The organism is Actinomycetospora soli, assembly GCF_021026295.1.
Classification (GTDB): Bacteria; Actinomycetota; Actinomycetes; order Mycobacteriales; family Pseudonocardiaceae; genus Actinomycetospora; species Actinomycetospora soli.
Map to the genome: position 1 here is coordinate 87223 of NZ_JAJNDA010000008.1, position 19974 is coordinate 107196.

Genomic DNA, 19974 nt, shown 5'->3' on the forward strand with positions numbered 1-19974 from the left:
GACGACCTGGCGTCGGGAAAAACGGGTATGAGGAGCGCGATGCGGACGATGCGGCTGAGCCCGGTGTCCGATCCGGCGGCCGACCTCGCCGAGATCGCGGGCCTCGAACTCAACTACGACCCCTCCACGACGGGCGGCAAGGGCTGGCACCACGACCGGCTCCGGCACACGCTCGCGGTGGAGGACCCCGGCGACCCGGAGCCCGGCGGGCCGTGGGAGATCGCCTGCGCGCTCACCCACGACTACGAGTTCGCCGACCGGCACATCATGTCGGCGCTCTTCCACGCGGACGTCCCGTTGAAGGGGCGCGACATGCTCCTCGAGGGTCGCTTCGTGGTGCTGCGCTTCCCGATGGGGGTGCGGGTCGACACCGTGGTCGACGAGACCCGCCGTCGGGCGGACGGCGCCGAGGAGCGCGTGTGGGGCTGGAGCTACCAGACCCTCGGGCGGCACCTCGAGCGCGGCCGGCTGGTGTACGAGGTCGTCAAGAACACGACGACGGGGCGGGTCGAGTTCGTGATCACGGGAGTGTCGTCGCGGGCGTCGATCCCGAACCCGGTGATCGCGCTCGGCTTCCTCGTCTTCGGCCGCTTCACCCAGCGGCGGTTCTACCGGGCCGTCGCGGCGAAGCTGGAGGAGCGGGTCCGGGACGTGCTCGAGGGAGCGCCGCGGCCGACGCCGGCGCCCGTCGGGCCGGGCGACATCGTGCGGGCCCCGTCGGCATGACGAGCCCGCACAGGGAGTGGTGGCGGGCGCCGGGCCGTCAGCCGTGGCCCACCGCTGACGTCTGACGTCAGCAGGTCGCCACGGTCGCGGGCGGCGTCCGGGTCCTGACCGTGGGCGCCCTGCCGACCCGGCTCGACCCGGCCCGACCCGTCGTCAGGAAGCCATCGCCTCGAACCACCGGATCAGGCCGTGCGGCGCGTCCTCGCCGTACATGAGCTCGTGGAGCTGCGCCCCGTCCGCGGCCTCGTCCCGGGCGAACATGGCCTGCTCGAAGGTCGCGAGGGCGGCCTCGACGTCGTCGGGGTGCGCGGCGAGGGCGAGGGCGAGCTCGGCCCCGTCCTGCATGGCGAGGTTGGCGCCGTCGCCGTTGGGGAGCGCGAGGTGGGCGGCGTCGCCGACGAGGGTGACGCCCGGGACCCGCTCCCACCGGTGCCCGACGGGCAGGGTGTGGAGCCGACGGACGACGGGCGGGACGTCGCTCTCGGTGAGCAGCGCCGTGAGCTCCGGGGCCCAGCCGTCGAACTCGGCGGCGACCCGGGCGGTGATCGTCTCCGGCTCCAGGGCGTCGAACCAGGCGAGCGGGCGGGTCAGCGCGACGTAGCCGTGCAGGGTGCCGCCACTCTCGCGGTGCGCCGAGATGCCCTGACCGGGAGCGAGCGCCATCAGGGCGCCCCCGCCGACCACCGCGGCCGCCTCGGGATGGCGGGTGTCGCCGTCGTAGAGCCAGGTCTCGACGTACGAGTGCCCGACGTAGGTCGGCCGGGCGGCCGAGACCAGCGGCCGGACCTTCGACCAGGCGCCGTCGGCGCCGACGAGCAGATCGGTGGTCACGCTCGTCCCGTCGGCGAAGGACACCTCGTGGCGGCCGTCGCCGAGCGGGCGGACCCCGGTCACCTTGTGGCCCCACCGCACCGTGTCCGGGGGCAGCGCGTCGAGCAGGAGCCGGCGCAGGTCGGCCCGCTGGACCTCGGGCCGGCCGCCCGACCCGTCGTCGGGCTCCTCGAGGAGCACCGTGCCGTGGGCGTCGAGGACGCGCATCGCCTCGCGGCCCTCCAGGACGAGGGCGCGGAAGCCCTCCGTGAGCCCGGCCGCCTCGAGGGCCGGCTGGCCGTCCTCGGCGTGGATGTCGAGCATCCCGCCCTGGGCCCGCGCGTCGGCCGAGGCCTCCGCCTCGTACACGACGGCGGGGATGCCGTGCACGTGCAGGACGCGGGCGAGCACCAGACCGCCCAGACCGGCACCGACGATCGTGACCATGTCGTCTCCTCTGGAACGTCGTTCCAACGTAGCTTGGAACGACGTTCCAGCCGTGTCAAGATGGGTCCGTGCCCCGACGTTCCGAGTCGCTCTCCCGCGAGCAGATCGTGTCGACGGCGGTCGGGATCCTCGACGCGGCCGGCGCCGGCGGGCTGACCTTCCGCGTGCTGGCCGAGCGGCTGGCCACCGGACCGGGGGCGATCTACTGGCACGTGGCGAACAAGGACGAGCTGCTCACGGCGGCCACCGACGCCGTCGTCGCCCGGGCCCTGGCGGAGGAACCCGCCTCGGGCTCGCCGGAGGACCGGGTCCGGGCCGTGGCCCTCGGCCTGTTCGACGCGGTCGACCAGCACCCGTGGATGGCCGCGCAGCTCTCGACCGGCACGTGGCAGGCGACGAGCCCGCACGTCCTCGAGGCGGTCGGCCGTCAGGTCCGGGCGCTGGGGGTCCCGCGCGCCGACTGGTTCGTGACGACGACGGTGCTGATCCAGTACATCCTCGGCGCCGCGGTGCAGAACGCGGCGAACGCACAGGCTGCGCCGCGGGTCGGGAGCCGCGGGGAGTTCCTCGACGCCGTGGCCACGGCGTGGGAGGAACTGGACGCCGAGGAGTGGTCGTTCACCCGGACGATCGGCGACCAGATGCGCCACCACGACGACCGCGAGCAGTTCCTGGCCGGGATCGACCTCGCGCTGCGGGGGATCGCGGCGTCGCGACCTCAGGTGCGCGCGGCGGGCGGCGCGTAGTCGCGGCGGGTGCGGTCCTCGTGCGCGGCACGGACGTCCGCAGCGGCGTGGCGCCCGGGCTGCAGCATCGTGTTGCGGTGGGCCACGATCGCGTCCACCAGGTCCTGGGCGGCGCGCCGGACCTCCGGGCACGCGTCGCCGGAGGTGTGGTCGACGGCGCGGCCGACGAGGCCGGCGACCCGCGCCAGCTCGTCGAGCACGTCCACGGTCCAGCCGAAGCGGTCGCTGCCGGGCGGGCGCTGGTGCGGGCCGTGCTGGTCGAGTGCCTCGAGTGCTTCCGCGGCCCGTCGAGCCAGTGCGACGCCCGTGTTCTCGATCGTCACGACCGTTCAGCGTAGAACGCTCCGCCCCGTGCCTGCGCGCGGGTCGGCCGTGGCGGCCCCGGTGCCTGGGCCGGTCGGGCGGCGGAAGCGGGGGGATTCGAACCCCCGGTACCTCTCGGTACGTCCGCTTTCAAGGCGGATGCAATCGGCCGCTCTGCCACGCTTCCGCGGGACAGGGTAGGCAACGCCGGCAGGCACGGCGCGCCAGGACCCGCCGTCGGGACGGTGGGCGTGGCGCCGCCCTGACGTCGGACGTCAGCCGTGTGCCACGGCTGACCCGGAGGTGACGCTAGGGACGCAGCTTCGCGACGATCCGCTCCATCACGTCGCCCATGACGCGGCGCTCGTCCTCGTCGAGGAGGTCGACGAAGTGCTCGCGGACGCCGCGGAGGTGGTCGGGTGCCGCCTTCTCCAGGCGCGCGTACCCCTCGGGCGTGAGGACGGCGAAGACACCGCGGCCGTCGGAGTCGCACACCTCACGGCGGACCAGGCCCTGTCCCTCGAGCCGCGCCACCTGGTGCGACAGGCGCGACTTGGACGCGACGACCTCCTCGGCGAGCGAGGTCATCCGCTGGCGGTGGTCGGCCTTCTCGGAGAGCCGCACGAGGATCTCGTAGTCGGCGAACGCGAGATCGTGCTGGTCGGAGAGCTCACGACCGAGCCGCCCGAGCAGGAGCGCCTGCCCGGCGATGAAGTTCCGCCAGGCACGCCACTCCTCGGCGTCGAGCCAGCGCGGCTCCTCCGGGGTGGACATACGGTGCATCCTATCCGCAGGCAACCGCTTCCGGTTCGTCCTTCTGCGTCGCCGCGCTCGGACCACTAGCGTCCGCCGGCGTGTACGGCATCTCCATCCGTGAGCCCGGCGGCCCCGAGGTCCTCGAGTGGACCGAGCAGCCCGACCCCGAACCGGGGACGGGCGAGGTGGTCCTCGACGTCGTGGCGGCGGGGATCAACCGCGCCGACGTCATGCAGCGGCAGGGCAACTACCCGCCACCGCCCGGGGCGTCGCAGCTGCCCGGGCTGGAGTGCTCCGGCCGCGTGAGCGCGGTCGGACCGGGCGTGAGCGGCTGGAACGTCGGCGACGAGGCCTGCGCCCTGCTCGCCGGCGGCGGCTACGCGCAGAAGGTCGCGGTGCCGACGGCGCAACTGCTGCCCGTCCCGGCCGGGGTGTCGCTGGTCGACGCGGGCGGTCTGCCCGAGGTGGCGTGCACGGTCTGGTCGAACCTCGTCCTGACGGCGGGTCTGCGCTCCGGCCAGACGCTGCTCGTCCACGGCGGGAGCGGCGGGATCGGCACGCACGCGATCCAGGTCGGCAAGGCCCTGGGCGTGACGGTGCTCGCGACGGCGGGGCACGAGGACCGCCTGCAGCTCTGCCGCGACCTCGGCGCCGACGCGGCCCTCGACTACCACGGAGACCTGGTCGAACTCGTCAAGCAGGCCACCGACGGGCGCGGGGCCGACGTCGTCCTCGACCACATCGGCGCCCGCAACCTCGACGCCAACCTGGACGCGATGGCGAACGGAGGCCGCATGGTGATCATCGGTCTCATGGGCGGCGCCAAGGGCGAGATCAACCTGGCCAAGATGCTGACCCGCCGGCTGTCTGTGGCCGCCACCTCGCTGCGCGGACGCCCGACCGACGGACCCGACGGCAAGGGCACGATCGTCGCCGCCGTGCGGTCGGACCTGTGGCCGCTGGTCGAGTCGGGCCGGGTGCGCCCGATCGTCCACGAGCGCATCCCGATGCCCGAGGCCGCGCGGGCCCACCGGCTCATGGACGACGGCGGCGTCGTCGGGAAGATCATCCTCGAGGTGCCTCCGGCAGGTGAGCACTAACGGTCGCTATAGCGACCTTTAGTGCTCACGAGAGCGCAGCTCACATCCGCGCCAGCGCGCCCAGCAGGGCGTTCACGTCCGCGCGCGAGGTGTAGTGCGCCAGGCCGATCTTGACGACCCCGCCGATCTCGGCGCCGCCGACGACCTCGAGCGCCCCCTGGTCGCCGGGGTCGATCAGGACGCAGACACCCTGGTCGGCGACCCGCTCGGCGACCTCCTGCGCGGTGCGACCGGCGACGACGAAGGCGACGGTGGGGATGCGCCGCGCCGGGTCGCCGATCACGGTGACGCCGGGCAGGTGGCGGAGCTCCTGCACGAGGTAGGTCGTCAGCTCGTCGTGGTGGGCGCGCAGCGAGGACATCGAGGTGAGCACCCGGTCGCGCCGGGAGCCGCGGGCACGGTCGTCGAGCTCGGCGAGGTGGTCCACCGACGCGGCGAGGCCCGCCAGCAGCGCGACCGGGGCGTCGCCGACCTCGAGCCGCTCGGGACCGCGGGCGGCGGCGTCGAAGGACACGGCGGGCAGCCGGTCGAGCAGCTCGGGCTGCCGGAAGACCAGGGCGCCCACCGACGGGCCGCCCCAGGCCGCCGCGGAGAGCACCATGACGTCGGCGCCCATCGTCGCCAGGTCCAGCGGCAGGTAGGGCGCGGCCGCCGAGGCGTCGACGACCATCAACGGCTCGACCCCGGACGCGGGCGGCGGCAGCGCGTGCACCTTGCGCGCGATCGCGGCGATCTCGGTGCGGGTGCCGAGGTGGCCGCAGGCGGCGGTGACGGTGACGACGCGGGTGCGGTCGCCGAGCAGGTCGTCGTACTGCCAGCTCGGGAGCTCGCAGGTCTCGACGTCCACCTCGGCCCAGCGCACCGCCGTGCCGGTCCGCGAGCAGGCCCGCGTCCACGGCAGCACGTTCGCGCGGTCGTCGAGCCGGGAGACCACGACCTCGTCGCCCAGCGACCACTGCGAGGACAGCGTGTCGGCCAGCCGTTCGAGCAGCGACGCCGCCGACGACCCGAGGACGACGCCCTTCGGATCGGCGCCCACGAGGTCGGCCACCGCGCGGCGGGCGGCGTCGACGATCGCGCCGCCGCGCTGCGAGGCCGGGAAGACCGAGCCGGGCGGGGACACCGGCGCGCGCAGCGCCGAGGACACCGCCGTCGCCACCTGCTCGGGCACCTGCATGCCGGCCGGCGCGTCGAGGTGGACCCAGCCGTCACCGAGCGCGGGGACCTGGCCCCGGACCCGAGCGACGTCCACCGTCATGCTCCGGCACGGTACGGCGGCTCCGTCCGGTAGCCGAGCCCGGTCCGCCCGGCGCTCGACCGGCGGAGGGTCCTGGTCGGCGGAGGGCTCGACCGGCGCAGTCCGGAGCGGTCCGCTGACGGTGCGGCGTCACGGGGACCGGATGCACGCCGCGCCGCGATGCGTGCGCGGGGCGCACCGGGTATCCGCCAGGATGGCGGACATGAGCGACCAGCCCAGCGACCCGTCCGGGGCCTCCGAGGGCGACCAGGTGATGATCGTCGGTGCCGACGGCCGCCCCGTCGGCACCGTGCGCATGCCCTCCGGCGAGCCCGCCGAGGAGACCGACGGCGAGCGCGAGGACCTGTCGTCGGCGGTCGAGGAGCCGGCGAAGGTCATGCGGATCGGGACGATGATCAAGCAGCTCCTCGAGGAGGTGCGCGCCACCGAGCTCGACGACGCCAGCCGCCGTCGGCTCAAGGAGATCCACGCGTCGAGCCTCGCCGAGCTCGAGTCGGCGCTCTCCCCCGAGCTGCGCGAGGAGCTGGCCCGGATCATCGCGCCGTTCGAGGGGGACGACACCCCCACCGACGGCGAGCTGCGGATCGCCCAGGCGCAGCTGGTCGGCTGGCTCGAGGGCCTCTTCCACGGCATCCAGACGGCCCTGGTCGCCCAGCAGATGGCGGCCCGGATGCAGCTCGAGCAGATGCGCCGCGGCCTGCCCGCGGGCGCCGGCGGTGCGAACGGCTCCGGGGGGACGACCGGCCAGTACCTCTGACCCGCCCGGGTACGCTCACCGCCCGTGGCCGTCCCTGCACTCGCGCGTCCCGGCGCCGACGATCCGTCGGACGACGACGCCGCGGGGGGCGACCTGCACGGGGCGTCCCCCCGCTCCTGGCGGCGCGCCTTCGGGGACATCCGCCAGGCGATCGCCCAGCGTGAGCTGTGGGGCCACCTCGGCTGGCAGGACATCAAGCAGCGCTACCGGCGCTCCACGATCGGCCCGCTGTGGATCACCATCAGCATGGCCGTGACGGCCGCGGCGCTGGGCGGGCTGTACTCCCAGCTCTTCGGTCAGCCGATCGGCACGTTCATGCCGTACGTGACCGTCGGCTTCATGATCTGGTACTTCATCAGCGCCTGCGTGCTGGAGGGGACCGAGACCTTCATCGCCAACGAGGGCCTCATCCGGTTCCTGCCGGCCCCGCTGATGATCTACGTGTTCCGCACGGTCTGGCGCCAGGTGCTGTTCTTCGCGCACAACGTGGTCGTCTACGTCATCGTGCTGGCGATCTTCTTCGGCCAGCTCGACGAGCCGTACCGGATGATCAACCAGCTGAGCGACGGCACGCCGGGCATCCTCCACCCGGGCCTGAGCTGGACGGCGCTGCTCGCGATCCCGGCCTTCGTCGTGATCGTCGCGAACGGCCTCTGGGTGACGCTGCTCTTCGGCATCATCGCCACCCGTTTCCGCGACATCCCGCCGGTGGTCTCGAGCTTCATGCAGCTCTTCTTCACCATGACGCCGATCATCTGGACCCCGGACCTGCTCGCGGGCGGGGCGCCGGGCAGCACGAAGGCGCTGGTGGAGCAGCTGGCGCGACTGAACCCCTTCTACCACTTCATCGAGATCTTCCGGGCTCCACTGGTCGGTCAGGTGCAGAGCTGGACGCACTGGGCGGTCGTCGGCGTGATCACCGTGGTCGGCTGGACGCTGGCCCTGATCGCGCTGCGCAACTACCGCTCGCGCGTCGCGTACTGGGTGTGACACACATGGTCTCGATCGATGTCCAGGGCGCGAGCGTCGACTTCCCGATCTTCGACGCCAAGAACCGCAGCCTCAAGAAGTCCGTGCTGGGCCGGGCCGGTGGCCGGATCACCGACGCGAAGGTGCCGGTGGTCGAGGCGCTGCGCGACATCGACCTGAGCCTGCGCCAGGGCGACCGGGTGGGCCTCGTCGGCCACAACGGCGCCGGGAAGTCCACGCTGCTGCGCCTGCTCGCCGGCATCTACGAACCGACCCGCGGCCGCGCACGTATCCGTGGACGTGTCGCCCCGGTCTTCGACCTCGCCGTCGGGATGGACCCGGAGATCTCCGGCCTGGAGAACATCCTCATCCGCGGCCTCTTCCTCGGCATGACGCGCAAGGAGATGGAGCGCCGCGTCGACGAGATCGCCGAGTTCACCGAGCTCGGCGACTACCTGCGGATGCCGCTGCGCACCTACTCGACGGGCATGCGGGTGCGGCTCGCGCTCGGCGTCGTCACCTCGATCGACCCCGAGATCCTCATCCTCGACGAGGGCATCGGCGCGGTCGACGCCGCGTTCCTGGAGAAGGCCCGCGACCGGCTCCGCGACCTCGTGTCCCGCTCCGGGATGCTCGTCTTCGCCTCGCACTCCGACGAGTTCCTCGTCGAGCTCTGCGACACCGCGATCTGGATGGACACCGGCGAGATCAAGGAGCAGGGCTCCCTGCGCGAGGTGGTGAGCCACTACAAGGGCCGCGACCTCTTCGAGACCCTGAGCCCCGAGACCCTCAAGCGGATCGGGGCGGACGCACCCAGCGAGGCCCGTCCGTGACCGGCAGCGTGCACGCGGTCGTCGTCACCCGCCACCGCCCCGAGCTGCTGGCGGACGGCCTGGCCGTCATCGCCGGGCAGACCCGCCGTCCGGACCACCTCGTCGTGGTGGACAACGGGCCGGACGAGAAGACCCGCGAGGTCGTCGAGTCCTGCGGCCTGCCGGTGACCTACCTGCCCTCGCACCACAACCTCGGCGGGGCGGGCGGCTACGCGCTCGGCATGCTGACCGCCCTCGCCGCGGGCGCCGACTGGCTCTGGATGGCCGACGACGACGGCCGCCCGGCCGACGAGCACGTCCTCGCGACGCTGCTCGAGGTCGCCCAGCGCCGCGGGCTCGCCGAGGTCTCGCCGGTGATCGCCGACGCCGCCGACCCGCAGCGGCTGGCCTTCCCGCTGCGCCGCGGCCTGACCTGGGTTCGTCGCCGCAGCGACCTCGACGGGTTCGGCGACGGCGAGCTGATGCCCGGGATCGCGCACCTGTTCAACGGGGCGCTCTTCCGTGCCGAGACACTCGATGTGGTGGGCGTGCCCGATCTTCGCCTGTTCGTGCGGGGCGACGAGGTCGAACTGCACCGCCGCCTCATGCGCTCCGGGCTTCCCTACGGCACGTGCCTGACGACCGCCTACGTCCACCCCGACGGGTCCGACGAGTTCAAACCGATGCTCGGCGGTCGGCTGCACGCCCAGGACCCGGGCGACGCGACCAAGCGCTACTACACCTATCGCAACCGCGGCTACCTGCTCGCGCAGCCGGGACTGCGCAAGCTGGGCGCCATCGAGCACCTGCGGTTCGGCTGGTACTTCCTCGTGGAACGACGCGACCCGGCGGCGCTGCGCGACTGGCTGCGCCTCGTCCGGCTCGGTCGTCGCGAGAAGTTCCGCCGGGCATGAGCTCCCCCCTCCTGGAGGTTCTCCCCACCATGTCAGGACGCCCCACGTGCTGACCTCGGACTCGGTCCCGCCGGCCACGGCCCGCGCGACCGGCGACGGGACCCGCCCCGACCCGTCGTCGGGACGGGACGACGAGCGGGTGCTGCGCCGGTGGCGCTGGATCGCGATCGTGCTCGGCGGTCTCGGCTCGGTGCTCGCGCTCGTCTACCCGTTCCTGCCGGTGGTGCAGGACACGGCGACGATCCAGTGGCCGAGCGCGACCACCGGCACCCGCTCGGTCGACGCCCCGCTCGTGGCGTTCCGCCCGGAGTCGATGACCGCCACGATCCCGTGCGCAGCCATCCGCAGCCTCGACGCCCGCGCCACCCAGCGCGCGACCGTGCTCTCCACGACGCCGCCGCTCTCCCCGCAGGGCAACCAGGTGGGCATGCAGCTGTTCGTCGACGACGGGCAGCTCACCGTGGCCGACCGCGGCCAGCAGGCCGCGCAGGAGCCGGTCCCGGCCGGCCCGTGCAACGTCACGATCACCTCGGACTTCTCCGAGACCGTGATCAACCTCGGTGCGGGCGCCGACACGGTGCTGGGCGGCGACTTCCGCCCGCAGGTCGTCGGCATCTACTCCGACCTCGACCAGAACCGCGACCCGGTCGCCGGGACCAGCGTCTCGATCACTCCGGACACGCGCTTCCAGACGACCGCCACCGAGCTCAAGACGGCCGCCGGCATCCTCGCGATCCTGTGCTTCCTCGGCGCGGTGTGGGCGCTGCACGTGCTCGACACCCGCGCCGGCCGCCGCGCCCCGCGGCTCGCCCCGCGCCGCTGGTGGGTGCCGACCTGGCGGGACGGCGTGGTGGTCGCCGGGCTCGCGGTCTGGGCGGTCATCGGCTCGCAGACCTCCGACGACGGGTACATCCTCGGGATCGCCCGGGCCCGCGAGAGCGCCGGCTACATCGGCAACTACTACCGCTGGTTCAACGTCCCCGAGGCGCCGTTCGGCTGGTTCTACGAGCTGTACTCGGTCTGGGTCCAGGTCAGCGACACCGTGCTGTGGATGCGCCTGCCCTCGGTGTTCATGGGCATCGTGTCCTGGCTGCTCATCAGCCGGGAGATGCTGCCCCGCCTCGGCCAGCAGGTGCGGCGCTCGAAGGCCGCGGGCTGGGCCGCCGCGATGGTCTTCCTGATGTTCTGGCTGCCGTTCAACAACGGCCTGCGCCCCGAGCCCGTCGCCGTCATCTCCGCCCTGCTCGCGTTCTGCTCGGTGGAGCGGGCGGTGGCCACCCGGCGGCTCGCGCCGGTCGCGCTCGGCCTCGTCGCCGCCGCGTTCGCCCTCGCCGCGACCCCGACCGGCCTCATGGCCGTCGCCCCGTTCCTCGCCGCCGCCCGGCCGCTGTTCCGGCTCGTGCAGGAGCGCGTGGCCCGGCTGGGCTGGCTGCCGGTGGTGCTGCCGATCCTGGCGTCCGGGTTGATCGTGCTGGTCGCGATCTTCGCCGACCAGACCTACGCCGCGGTGATGGAGGCCAACCGGGTCCGCTTCAACCTGGGACCGAACTACACCTGGTACCAGGAGGTGGTCCGCTACGAGTCGCTGTTCTCGGTCTCCGCGGACGGCTCGCTGGAACGCCGGGCCCCGGTGCTGCTGCTGATCCTCGGGCTCGTCGTGTGCCTCGTCGTCCTGCTGCGGCGCAACCGCATCAAGGGCGCGGCGCTCGGACCGTCGCAGCGCCTCATCGGCACCACGCTGCTCGGCTTCCTCGTGCTGGCGCTGACCCCGACCAAGTGGACCCACCACTTCGGCGCGTTCGCCGCGCTCGGGTCGGGCATGGCGGCGCTGACCGCGCTCGCGACGTCGTCGGACGTGCTGCGCTCGCGCCGCAACCGCTCGCTGTTCCTCGCCGCGGTGTTCGCGACCCTCGCGCTCGCCTTCACCGGCCCGAACACGTGGTGGTACACGAACAACTGGGGCGTCCCCTGGAACGACAAGCCGCCCTCCTACAACGGCCACCAGGCCTCCACCCTGCTCCTCGGCGTCGCGTTCCTCTTCCTCGTCGTCGCGGCCATCGAGCACCTCCGAGGCATCCCGGAGGAGCGGCGCGACCCGTCGTCGGGAAAGACCTCCTTCCTGACGACGGCCTCGGCGCCGCTGCGCGAGCGCGTCCGCCGGCTGCGGGGGTCGCGCTCGGCGGGTGCCGTGGAGCGGCGCGCCCGGGCGCTGCGGCTCGGCTCGGCGCCGATCGCGGTGATCTGCGGGGCGCTCGTGCTGTTCCAGATGGCGTCGATGGGCAAGGCGATCGACAAGCAGTGGGACAGCTTCTCGCTCGGCGGTGACGTGCTCCGCAACGTCTTCTCGTCGTCGTGCGGGCTGGCCGACCACGTGCGCGTCGAGGGCAGCCCGGAGGCCGGGATCCTGCCGACGGCGCCGCCGTTCACCGGGCTCGTCCCCTCGGCGCGCGGGGTGCTGCCGATCGTGGCGCCGCAGGTGCCGCTCGCGCCCGGCCAGCAGCCCGCGCCGCTGCCGCCGGACACCGTGCCGGCCTCGAGCCCGCTCGCGCAGCTCGTCGACCCGAACCCGGTCAACGAGGGCTTCCACGCCGAGGACGCCGTGCCGCCGACCGGCGGCGGAACCGGGGTGTCGGGCTACGAGTACACGCTGCGCAACGACCTGTCGTCGCAGGTCCTGGGCACGTTCGACCCCGAGGGCCGGGCGACCGGGACGCTGCGCACGCCGTGGCAGTCGGTGGACGACTCGCTGCGCGCCGGGACCACCCCGCTGGTGATCTCGGTGGCCGGACGACTCGACGGCGGGAACTCGCTGTTCCTGCAGTACGCGAAGCGCTTCCCCGACGGCCGCATCCAGATCCTCGGCTCCGACCAGCTCGGTGGCGGCAGCGGCAACGAGCCGCCGTGGCGGGAGATCAAGGTCAACCTCTCGACCACCAAGGGCGCGACCGCCGACGAGGTGCGGCTCGTGGCCCAGGACCGCTCGCTCGGCCCGGACGGCTGGATCGCGATCGCCCCGATGCGCGGGCCGAAGCTGGTGCCGTTCACGCAGGCGGTCGGGACGCAGCCGGGCTACCTGGAGTGGCCGGTGCAGTTCGCGTCGCCGTGCCTGCGGCCCTTCGACGTGGCCGACGGCATCGCCGAGGTGCCGACCTACCGGCTCATCGCCGACGCCTCCCAGTTCCGGATCGGCGGCGAGACCTGGTCGCAGCCCTCGGCGGGTGGCCCGATGGGCTGGATCGAGGTGCTGGAGCGCCAGCAGGACGTGCCGTCGTACCTCGAGGGCGAGGCGACCCTGGACTGGGGCCGCATCGAGGCCCTGGAGCCGTACGCGCCGGGCACGGTGGCGCCGCAGGTCGTGCACGGCGAGAAGACGGTGTGGGGCACCCACAGCGAGGGCGAGATCGGCGACCCGCCGCCGGGGATCCCGTCGCCGGAGAGGTGATCCGGTTCCCGACGGCGGGTCGCGTGGCCCGTCGTCGGGGGCGTCGGCGGGGCGGCCGGCGGAACGGCGGCAAGATCTCATCCGGCGGAGCGAAGTGATCGCTCAGCGATCACATTGCTCCGCTGGTCCGGATCTTGGGTCGCCCGGGGTGCGGCCGCCCGCCAAGGGACTCGCCCCTCCACCGGGGGTGGCGCCGGCCGGTCCGGAGCGGTATGAGGCGCCGGGCACCGCGGCCCTGGGCCGCAAGATCTCAGCCGGCGGAGCGAAGTGATCGCTGAGCGATCACATCGCTCCGCTCGATCAGATCTTGCTGCGCGGAGCGTCAGCTCCTGAACAGCACCCACTTCATGACGACGAAGTTGATCGTCGTCGCGCAGGCCTGGGCGACGAACCACGACAGCACCGAGGCGACGAGCGGCGGGTTCACCGACGGCGCGTCCATCAGGTGCAGCACCAGCGACGCGACACCGACGTTCACGGCGAACGTCGACCCGTACAGCACCACGAAGCCCAGGAACTTCGCCCCGCCGCCGGAGGACGCGGCGAACGTGAAACGCCGGTTCAGCAGGTAGGCGGTCGTCGTGCCGAGGATGAAGGACACACCCTTGGCGAGCGGCGCCCAGACCCCGAGGGCCAGGAGCAGCTGGTAGACGCCGAGGTCGACGCACGCCGCGACGCCGCCGATCAGCACGAAGCGCACGAGTTGCGCCTTGAGGCCCAGCGCGGCGGGGGCGACCGCCGCCTCCGCGGGACCGACGTTCTCCTCGACGCTCACGCCTCCCGATGGTAGGCACCCTCCCCCACCGGCCGGTCACCGCACCGTCGATACCGTTTCCACCCATGGCCGTCGTCGAGGACACCCCCGTGCACGTCACGGAGGACGATCCCCGGAGGACCCCCTCACGGCGGACGATCCGCTCCGGGTGGTTCCTCGCGGCCCTCGCGGCGGTGACCGTGCTGCTGGGGGTGGCGATCCCCTTCGCGCCGGTCACCGCGGACGACCCGGTGGTCTCCTGGCCGAAGGCGGGCCAGCCGGCGACCTCCACGAGCGTCCCGCTGGTGCCCTACCGCCCGCTGGCGATGACGGCCGAGGTCCCGTGCCAGGCCCTGCGCGGCGGCGGGGACGCGCTGCGCACCCAGCCCGCGAGCGCCGGCACCCCCGGGCGGGGCCTCACCGTCTCGAGCTCGGGCGGTCGGGTCACCGTCACGAGCGACGGCGCCACCCTCGTCGACGAGGTCCTCCCCCTCACCCCGTGCCTCTACCGCTACGCCAACGACGGCACGACGACCACGCTCACGCGCGACGGGCAGCAGCTCTACGCCGCGCCGGGGCAGGCCCCGCAGGTCGCCGAGCTCGCCACCGACGCCCCCGGGACGCCCGGCCTCGCCGCGACCGTCCATCCGGACGACCGCTACTCCAGCGTCCCGTCCGGGCTGAAGCTGACGCTGCTGATCCTGCACGTCCTCGCGCTCGCCGCGACGATCGTGCTCGCCGCGCGGCGCTGGTGGGGCCGGAACGACGGCGGGTTCGTCCGGCCCCGGTTCCACGGCGCCGACGTCGCGGTCGGGGTGGTGAGCGCGGCCTGGGTGGTCCTCAGCCCGCTGCAGAACGACGACTCCTGGTACCTGCTCATGGCCCGCAACGCCGGGGCGACGGGGTACGTCGGCAACCAGATCTACATGTTCGACGCGACGGAGAACCCGTTCGTCGGCAGCCAGTACCTGATGTCGATGTGGGGGTCGGTCGGGAACTGGCTCGGCATGCCCGGGTGGGGCCTGCTGTGGATGCGGATCCTGCCGCTGCTGCTCGGCCTGCTCACCTGGTTCCTGCTGCGCGGCGTCCTCGCCACGGCGCTGGGCCGGATCGAGCGGCGCCGCTGGGTTCCCTGGACGCTGCTCGGCGCGCACCTGGCGTGGTTCCTGCCGTACGGGATGGCGCTGCGCCCCGAGGTGTTCATCGTCCCGGTGTTCGCGGGCGTGCTGCTGCTCGCGGAGATCGCGCGGAAGCGGGACGCGGTCGGACCGCTGATCCCGGCGACGGCGCTCGCGGCCCTGTCCGTGACCATCTCGCCGTCGGGCCTGGTCTCGGCCGCACCCGTCGTCGTGACCCTCCCCTGGCTCTTCCGCTGGCTCCGCACGACGAGCTGGCGGACGCGGCTCGGCGTCGTCGGAGCGGTGATCGCGGCGGGGACGATCGCGATCCCGGTGGGGTTCGGCGACGCGACCCTGGGCGACGTCGTCGAGGCCACCGGCGTGCACTCCTGGTACTACGTGACGTTCCCCTGGTACGAGGAGTGGGCGCACTACCGGACGCTCATCGAGACCGGGACGTGGGGCCGCCGCCTGCCGGTGCTGCTCACGCTGGTCCTGCTCGTGATCGTCTCGATCGGCTCCGGACGACGCGGCCGCTCCGACGGCCCGCTGCACGCCTACACGCTCTCCACCGCGGTGACGACGGCGGTCGCGCTGTTCCTCCTCGCGCTCGGCCCGACGAAGTGGGTCAACCACTTCGGCGCGATCGCCGCCCCGGGCACGCTGCTGCTCGCGCTCGCGATGCTGCAGACGCCGCTGCCGCGCCGACCGGGCGCGCTGGTCACCGGGGCCGGGGTCGCGCTGCTCACCGGCGCGACGGTGCTCGGGTTCGCCGGCCCGAACGTCTGGAAGCCCTACTCCGACCGCGGCCAGCCGTTCGGCAAGCACCTCGACCCCGACCTGTCGATGCTCGACATGGAGCAGCTCGCGCCCCACATCGGGCCGCTCTACCTGCGGCAGTTCTGGTGGTGGCTGGGGCTGGCCCTCGCGACGGCCCTGTTCGTCGCCTGGCGCCGGCGGAACCGGAAACCCACGTTCGGCATCACGCCCGACCGTGCGGTGCTCGTCCCGTCCGTCGTCATGACCGCGCTGCTGATGGTCGCGGTGATGGTCTACGCGCCCGTGATCCAGGCGCCGGGCTGGTCGGTGGCGGGCGCGCAGCTGCAGGCCCTCGCCGGCCGGCCCTGCCAGCTGTCGAACTCCGTCGAGGTGATGGAGCGGACCCCCGCCGATCTCGGCGGACCGGTCACACCCGCCGTCGGGACCGGGGACTTCGCCCTCACCGAGCCCGGCAACGGCGGTCCCGACGAGGCCCCGGTCCCGCCGCCCGGGCCCGCGCCCGGCGGGACGGGCCCGGCGATGTGGCACGACGCCGTGACCAGCGACCCGAACCTCCCGCAGCAGGGCACGGGCCTCGGGACCCTGACGACGGGCTGGTACCCGGTGCCCGCGCAGTCGACCGCGACGCACGTCGTGGTGCCGGTGGCGGGCAACGACCCCGACCAGCAGCGGATCGTCCTCGAGTTCGGCTACGGCCCGGCCGCCGCGCCGACCCGCACCACGGCGGTGACCGTCAACCCCGCGAACGGGCTGACGGCGCGGCAGTGGCAGGAGGTCCCCGTCCTGCTCCCCGGCGACCGGCCGAGCGCCGTGCGTCTGGTCGCCGAGGACCGCGTCGCCGGCCCGGACACCGCGCTGGCCGTCGCCCCGCCGCACCTCGCGGCGATGCAGCCGGTGCAGTCGCTGACCGGTCCGGACGCCTACGGCAACGGACCGGGCACCGGCCCACCGGTCTTCGCCGACCAGCTCTCCGCGGTGCTGTGGCCGTGCGTGAACCAGGTGGCGGTCCAGCACGGGATCGCGCCGACGCCGGTGGTGCGCCTGCAGGCCGCGGAGAACACACCGGACTTCATCCTCACCAACCCGACCTACGAGTCGTGGGGCGGCACGATGGTGCAGTCCGAGCGGACGTGGGCGACCGTGCGCATCTACTCCACCGTGACGGCGGGCGGACCGCCCACGCTGCAGTGGGGCAACGTCGACCGGATCGTCTACGACCACCCGACGGACAACTACGACCTCACGGTCGGCTCGGTGACCCGCAGCGGCCTGACCCGGTTCCCGACCCTCGCGTCGGAGGCGTACTCGGGGCGTGAGTACCTCGGGTAGGTGGATCGCCCTCGTCGCGGGCGCCGTCTCGGTGCTCGCGGCGCTGGCGTTCCCGTTCGCGCCGGTGACGCAGCCCGTCGTCACGTACTCGTGGCCGACGTCGGTCGCGCCCACCGGCGCGGCGATCCCGATGCTGCCCTACCAACCGCAGTCGCTCGTCGTCACCGTGACGGCCGACGCGGTGCGGGCGGCCGCGCCGGGCACCGTGCTGTTCTCCACGGCGCCGCCGGTGACCGACCCGCTCGCCGAGCCGATCCAGGGGCTGACGGTCCGCACGGCCGCGGACGGGGTCGAGGTGACCTCGGGCGGGCGGACGTTCGCGCCCGTGCCGGCCGGGTCGCTGCGCGTGGACTCGTCGGTCGACGCGACCACCCTCGCCGTCGACGGCCGCGAGGTCGCCCGGGCCGACGGGGACGTCCGGCCCGCCGTGGCGGGCGCGTTCACCGGCGCGGCGACCTCCGCGGGGCTGAGCTTCTCCGCGGTCGGGGACACGCGGTTCCAGACGACCGCGAGCGGCTGGAAGGTCGCGCTCGGGGTCGTGGCGGTGCTGGCGTTCCTCGTGGCGCTGGGCGCGCTGTGGCGCGCCTCCCCCGGTGACAGGAAAGCGTCGTTGCTGTCATCCAGTGGCAGGAACGCCACTTCGTCGGGAGGCCCCCGCGCCCGCGTCGCCGACCTCGGCGTCGTCGGGGGCCTCCTGCTGTGGCAGGTGATCGGGCCGCTGACGGTCGACGACGGCTACATCGCCGGGATCGTGCGCTCGCTCGGGCAGAACGGGCAGGTCGGCACCGTCTTCCGGTGGCTGAACTCCCCGGAGACGCCGTTCGGCTGGTTCTACGAGGTGCTGGCCGTGATCGCCGGCGTCGGCCCGGCGCCGTTCTGGCTGCGCCTGCCCGCGACGGTGCTCGGGATCGTCGGCTGGTTCCTGCTGACCCGCTCGGTGCTGCCCCGGCTGACGGTCCCGGCGGCTCCGCTGCTGGCCGGGGTCGTCTACCTCGCCTGGTGGCTGCCCTACGACCTCGGCGTCCGGCCCGAGCCGTGGGTGCTCGTCGGGTCGGCGCTCGTGTTCGTGCTGGTGGAGCGGGCGATCGAGCGGTCGAGCGCCGTCGCCCTGGTCGGCGCGCTGGCGATCGCGGGGGTCACGCTCGCGGTCACGCCGACCGGCCTGATGGCCTTCGTGCCGCTGCTCGTCGGGCTGGCAGCACTCCGTCCCCTGCTGAAGCCGGCCACGCTCGTCGTCGGGATCGCCGCCCTGGGCCTGACCCTGGTGCTGGTCTACGCGGACCAGACCTGGGCGTCCGTGCTCGACTCCGTCGGCATCCGCACGCTCATCGGCGGCGACCGGCCCTGGACCGACGAGTACGTCCGCTACGCCTCGCTGCTCACCGTCGGCGACGCGGAGGGCAACCTCGGGCGCCGCGCCCCGGTCCTGCTGCTCGTCCTGGCGTTCGCCGCCCTCGCCTTCGGAGCCCGGGACCGGCTGACCGGGACGAGCCGCCGCGTCGTCGTGGTGACGCTGCTCTCGCTGGTCTCGCTCGCCTTCACCCCGACGAAGTGGACCCACCACTTCGGCGCCTTCGCCGTCCTCGGCACGGCCACCACGCTCCTCGCGCTGGACGCGTGGCGGCGCTCCCTTCCCGACGACGAGGGTCGCCGGCTCCGGCGCGCGTCGGTCGGGGTCGCGGCGGCGGCGGGCGTGTCGGGGCTGACGCTCGCCGGCTACAACCAGTGGCACTGGATCTCCAGCTACGCGATCACGTGGTCGACGCTGTCGCCGCAGCTCGGCGGTGTGCGCTTCGCCGACGCGGTGCTCGTGGTCGGTGCGGCCGTGGCGGTCGTCCTGGCGGTCCTGGCGCTGCGACGGAGTGGCGAACCTGCCACTGGACGACAGCAACGACGCTTTCCTGCCACGGCGTGGGCGCCCGGACTCGCGATCGGTGTCGTGGTGCTGGTGGTCGCGATCGAGGTGCTCTCGTTCGCGCGGACCGCGTACCAGCGACGGGACTCGTACACCCTGGCGTCCGACTCGATCGCGTCGTTGACCGGCGGCTCCTGCGGCATCGCCGACCGGCTCCGCGTCGAGCGCGACCCGCTCGCCGGGCTGCTCCCGTCCGACGGACCCGGTGCCCTCCCGACGACGGGTCCCGACGGCCCGAGCATGGCCGGCGCCGATCTCCCCGGCTGGCGCGGACCCGACGTGACGACCGGCTGGTATCGCCTGCCCGACCGCGACAGCGCCACGTACCCGCCGGGCGAGGAGCCCGACCCGCCCGGACCCGTCGTCGTGACCCTGACCGGGCCGGTCGCGGCCGGGGACGTCGTCGCGGAGTTCCGCGCTCCCGACGGCGAGGTCACCCGCGTGCCGCTCGACGAGGGCGCGACCCAGTACGCGGAGTCGGCGAGCGTCGACGCCCCGCGCTCGCGCGACCTGCGCCTCGACCCCGGGCTCTCGGCCGACTACACCGCCATCCGCCTGGTCAGCGCCCGGGACACACCGGAGACGCAGGGCTTCTCCGCGCCGCGGATCGCCCGCCTCGTGCCGTGGAACGAGGTCCTCACCCCCGGCACGCCCGCCGCCGTCGACTGGCCCGGCGCGTTCCTCTTCCCGTGCACCCCGTTCCCGACCCTGCGCGACGGGGTCGCCGAGCTCCCCGGCTGGCGGGTGTCCACCGACGCCCGCAGCGAGGCGCAGTCGGGCTACATCAGCTACACCGCCTCGCAGGGCGGCCCGTGGCTCACCGCGCGGGCGCTGGTCCGCCAGGTCCGCTACGCGGTCTACCTCCCGGGCCTGCCGCTGACCGACATCGCGAGCCTCGAGCGCTGGGTCCCGACGACGCCGCTGGTCCCGCCCGGGGTCACCTCCCGCGAGGTCTCCCACAGCGGGTTCTCGACGCCGGGTCCGCTCTCGATCGGGGAGAGCTAGCACCTCCGAGCAGGGCACGGAACCCCGCGCGCT

15 protein-coding genes and 1 tRNA gene are annotated in these 19974 nt (G+C 73.7%); 10 read left to right on the forward strand and 6 right to left on the reverse strand.

The genetic code is table 11. The annotated features are described in order from the left end of the window. Positions 1 to 39: 39 nt before the first annotated feature. Complete coding sequence (locus LN037_RS14845; RefSeq protein WP_230753891.1) at positions 40 to 726, forward strand: DUF1990 family protein; 687 nt, start codon at positions 40 to 42, stop codon at positions 724 to 726. 153 nt (positions 727 to 879) lie between these two features. Here the strand turns inward: LN037_RS14845 and LN037_RS14850 are convergent, their stop codons facing one another. After that, positions 880 to 1983, reverse strand: coding sequence for an FAD-dependent oxidoreductase (locus LN037_RS14850; protein WP_230753892.1), 1104 nt, complete (start codon positions 1981 to 1983; stop codon positions 880 to 882). 68 nt (positions 1984 to 2051) lie between these two features. Here LN037_RS14850 and LN037_RS14855 point away from each other — a divergent pair, with 68 nt between their 5' ends. Beyond that, positions 2052 to 2729, forward strand: a complete 678-nt coding sequence (locus LN037_RS14855) for a TetR/AcrR family transcriptional regulator (protein WP_230753895.1) — start codon at positions 2052 to 2054, stop codon at positions 2727 to 2729. Here the strand turns inward: LN037_RS14855 and LN037_RS14860 are convergent. The 3 genes from LN037_RS14860 to LN037_RS14870 all read right to left on the reverse strand — a co-directional run bounded on the left by LN037_RS14860 (position 2702) and on the right by LN037_RS14870 (position 3806). After that, a complete protein-coding gene (locus LN037_RS14860; RefSeq protein ID WP_230753898.1) occupies positions 2702 to 3052 on the reverse strand; it encodes a hypothetical protein in 351 nt (116 codons plus the stop codon). The two genes, LN037_RS14855 and LN037_RS14860, sit on opposite strands and share 28 nt — an antisense overlap. 82 nt (positions 3053 to 3134) lie before the next feature. Continuing rightward, a tRNA-Ser gene (locus tag LN037_RS14865) sits at positions 3135 to 3219 on the reverse strand. A gap of 122 nt (positions 3220 to 3341) precedes the next feature. Beyond that, complete coding sequence (locus LN037_RS14870; protein ID WP_230753901.1) at positions 3342 to 3806, reverse strand: MarR family winged helix-turn-helix transcriptional regulator; 465 nt, start codon at positions 3804 to 3806, stop codon at positions 3342 to 3344. 80 nt (positions 3807 to 3886) lie between these two features. Between LN037_RS14870 and LN037_RS14875 the strand changes: the two genes are divergently transcribed. Beyond that, entirely contained in the window at positions 3887 to 4888 is a 1002-nt protein-coding gene (locus LN037_RS14875) for an NAD(P)H-quinone oxidoreductase (RefSeq protein ID WP_230753904.1), read from the forward strand. A gap of 40 nt (positions 4889 to 4928) precedes the next feature. Here the strand turns inward: LN037_RS14875 and LN037_RS14880 are convergent, their stop codons facing one another. Continuing rightward, a complete protein-coding gene (locus tag LN037_RS14880; RefSeq protein ID WP_230753907.1) occupies positions 4929 to 6146 on the reverse strand; it encodes a cysteine desulfurase-like protein in 1218 nt (405 codons plus the stop codon). Positions 6147 to 6348: 202 nt separating this feature from the next. Between LN037_RS14880 and LN037_RS14885 the strand changes: the two genes are divergently transcribed. From LN037_RS14885 to LN037_RS14905, 5 genes are read left to right on the forward strand one after another with little or no spacing between them, the layout of a single operon-like run. Continuing rightward, the gene (locus tag LN037_RS14885; protein WP_230753910.1) at positions 6349 to 6903 is read left to right on the forward strand and encodes a bacterial proteasome activator family protein; all 555 of its coding nucleotides are present in this window, start codon (positions 6349 to 6351) and stop codon (positions 6901 to 6903) included. A gap of 24 nt (positions 6904 to 6927) precedes the next feature. Continuing rightward, positions 6928 to 7893: a galactan export ABC transporter permease subunit Wzm/RfbD gene (gene wzm, locus LN037_RS14890; RefSeq protein ID WP_372460454.1), complete on the forward strand. Its 966-nt coding sequence runs from the start codon at positions 6928 to 6930 to the stop codon at positions 7891 to 7893. Positions 7894 to 7898: 5 nt separating this feature from the next. Beyond that, complete coding sequence (wzt, locus tag LN037_RS14895; protein WP_230753913.1) at positions 7899 to 8705, forward strand: galactan export ABC transporter ATP-binding subunit Wzt/RfbE; 807 nt, start codon at positions 7899 to 7901, stop codon at positions 8703 to 8705. Further along, the gene (gene glfT1, locus LN037_RS14900; protein WP_230753916.1) at positions 8702 to 9598 is read left to right on the forward strand and encodes a galactofuranosyltransferase GlfT1; all 897 of its coding nucleotides are present in this window, start codon (positions 8702 to 8704) and stop codon (positions 9596 to 9598) included. Before wzt ends, glfT1 begins: the two co-directional genes overlap by 4 nt. Positions 9599 to 9644: 46 nt before the next feature. Beyond that, positions 9645 to 13040 (forward strand): arabinosyltransferase domain-containing protein, encoded by a 3396-nt coding sequence (locus LN037_RS14905; RefSeq protein WP_230753919.1) that lies wholly within the window; start codon positions 9645 to 9647, stop codon positions 13038 to 13040. A 322-nt stretch (positions 13041 to 13362) separates the two neighbouring features. Here LN037_RS14905 and LN037_RS14910 read toward each other — a convergent pair whose 3' ends face one another. Next, positions 13363 to 13815, reverse strand: coding sequence for a GtrA family protein (locus LN037_RS14910; protein WP_230753921.1), 453 nt, complete (start codon positions 13813 to 13815; stop codon positions 13363 to 13365). Between the two features lie 65 nt (positions 13816 to 13880). Here LN037_RS14910 and LN037_RS14915 point away from each other — a divergent pair, with 65 nt between their 5' ends. Then, positions 13881 to 17021, forward strand: a complete 3141-nt coding sequence (locus LN037_RS14915; RefSeq protein ID WP_230753923.1) for an arabinosyltransferase domain-containing protein — start codon at positions 13881 to 13883, stop codon at positions 17019 to 17021. Next, positions 17005 to 19941, forward strand: a complete 2937-nt coding sequence (locus LN037_RS14920) for an arabinosyltransferase domain-containing protein (protein ID WP_230753925.1) — start codon at positions 17005 to 17007, stop codon at positions 19939 to 19941. The genes LN037_RS14915 and LN037_RS14920 overlap by 17 nt, the downstream gene beginning before the upstream one ends. The last annotated feature ends 33 nt before the right edge of the window (positions 19942 to 19974 follow it).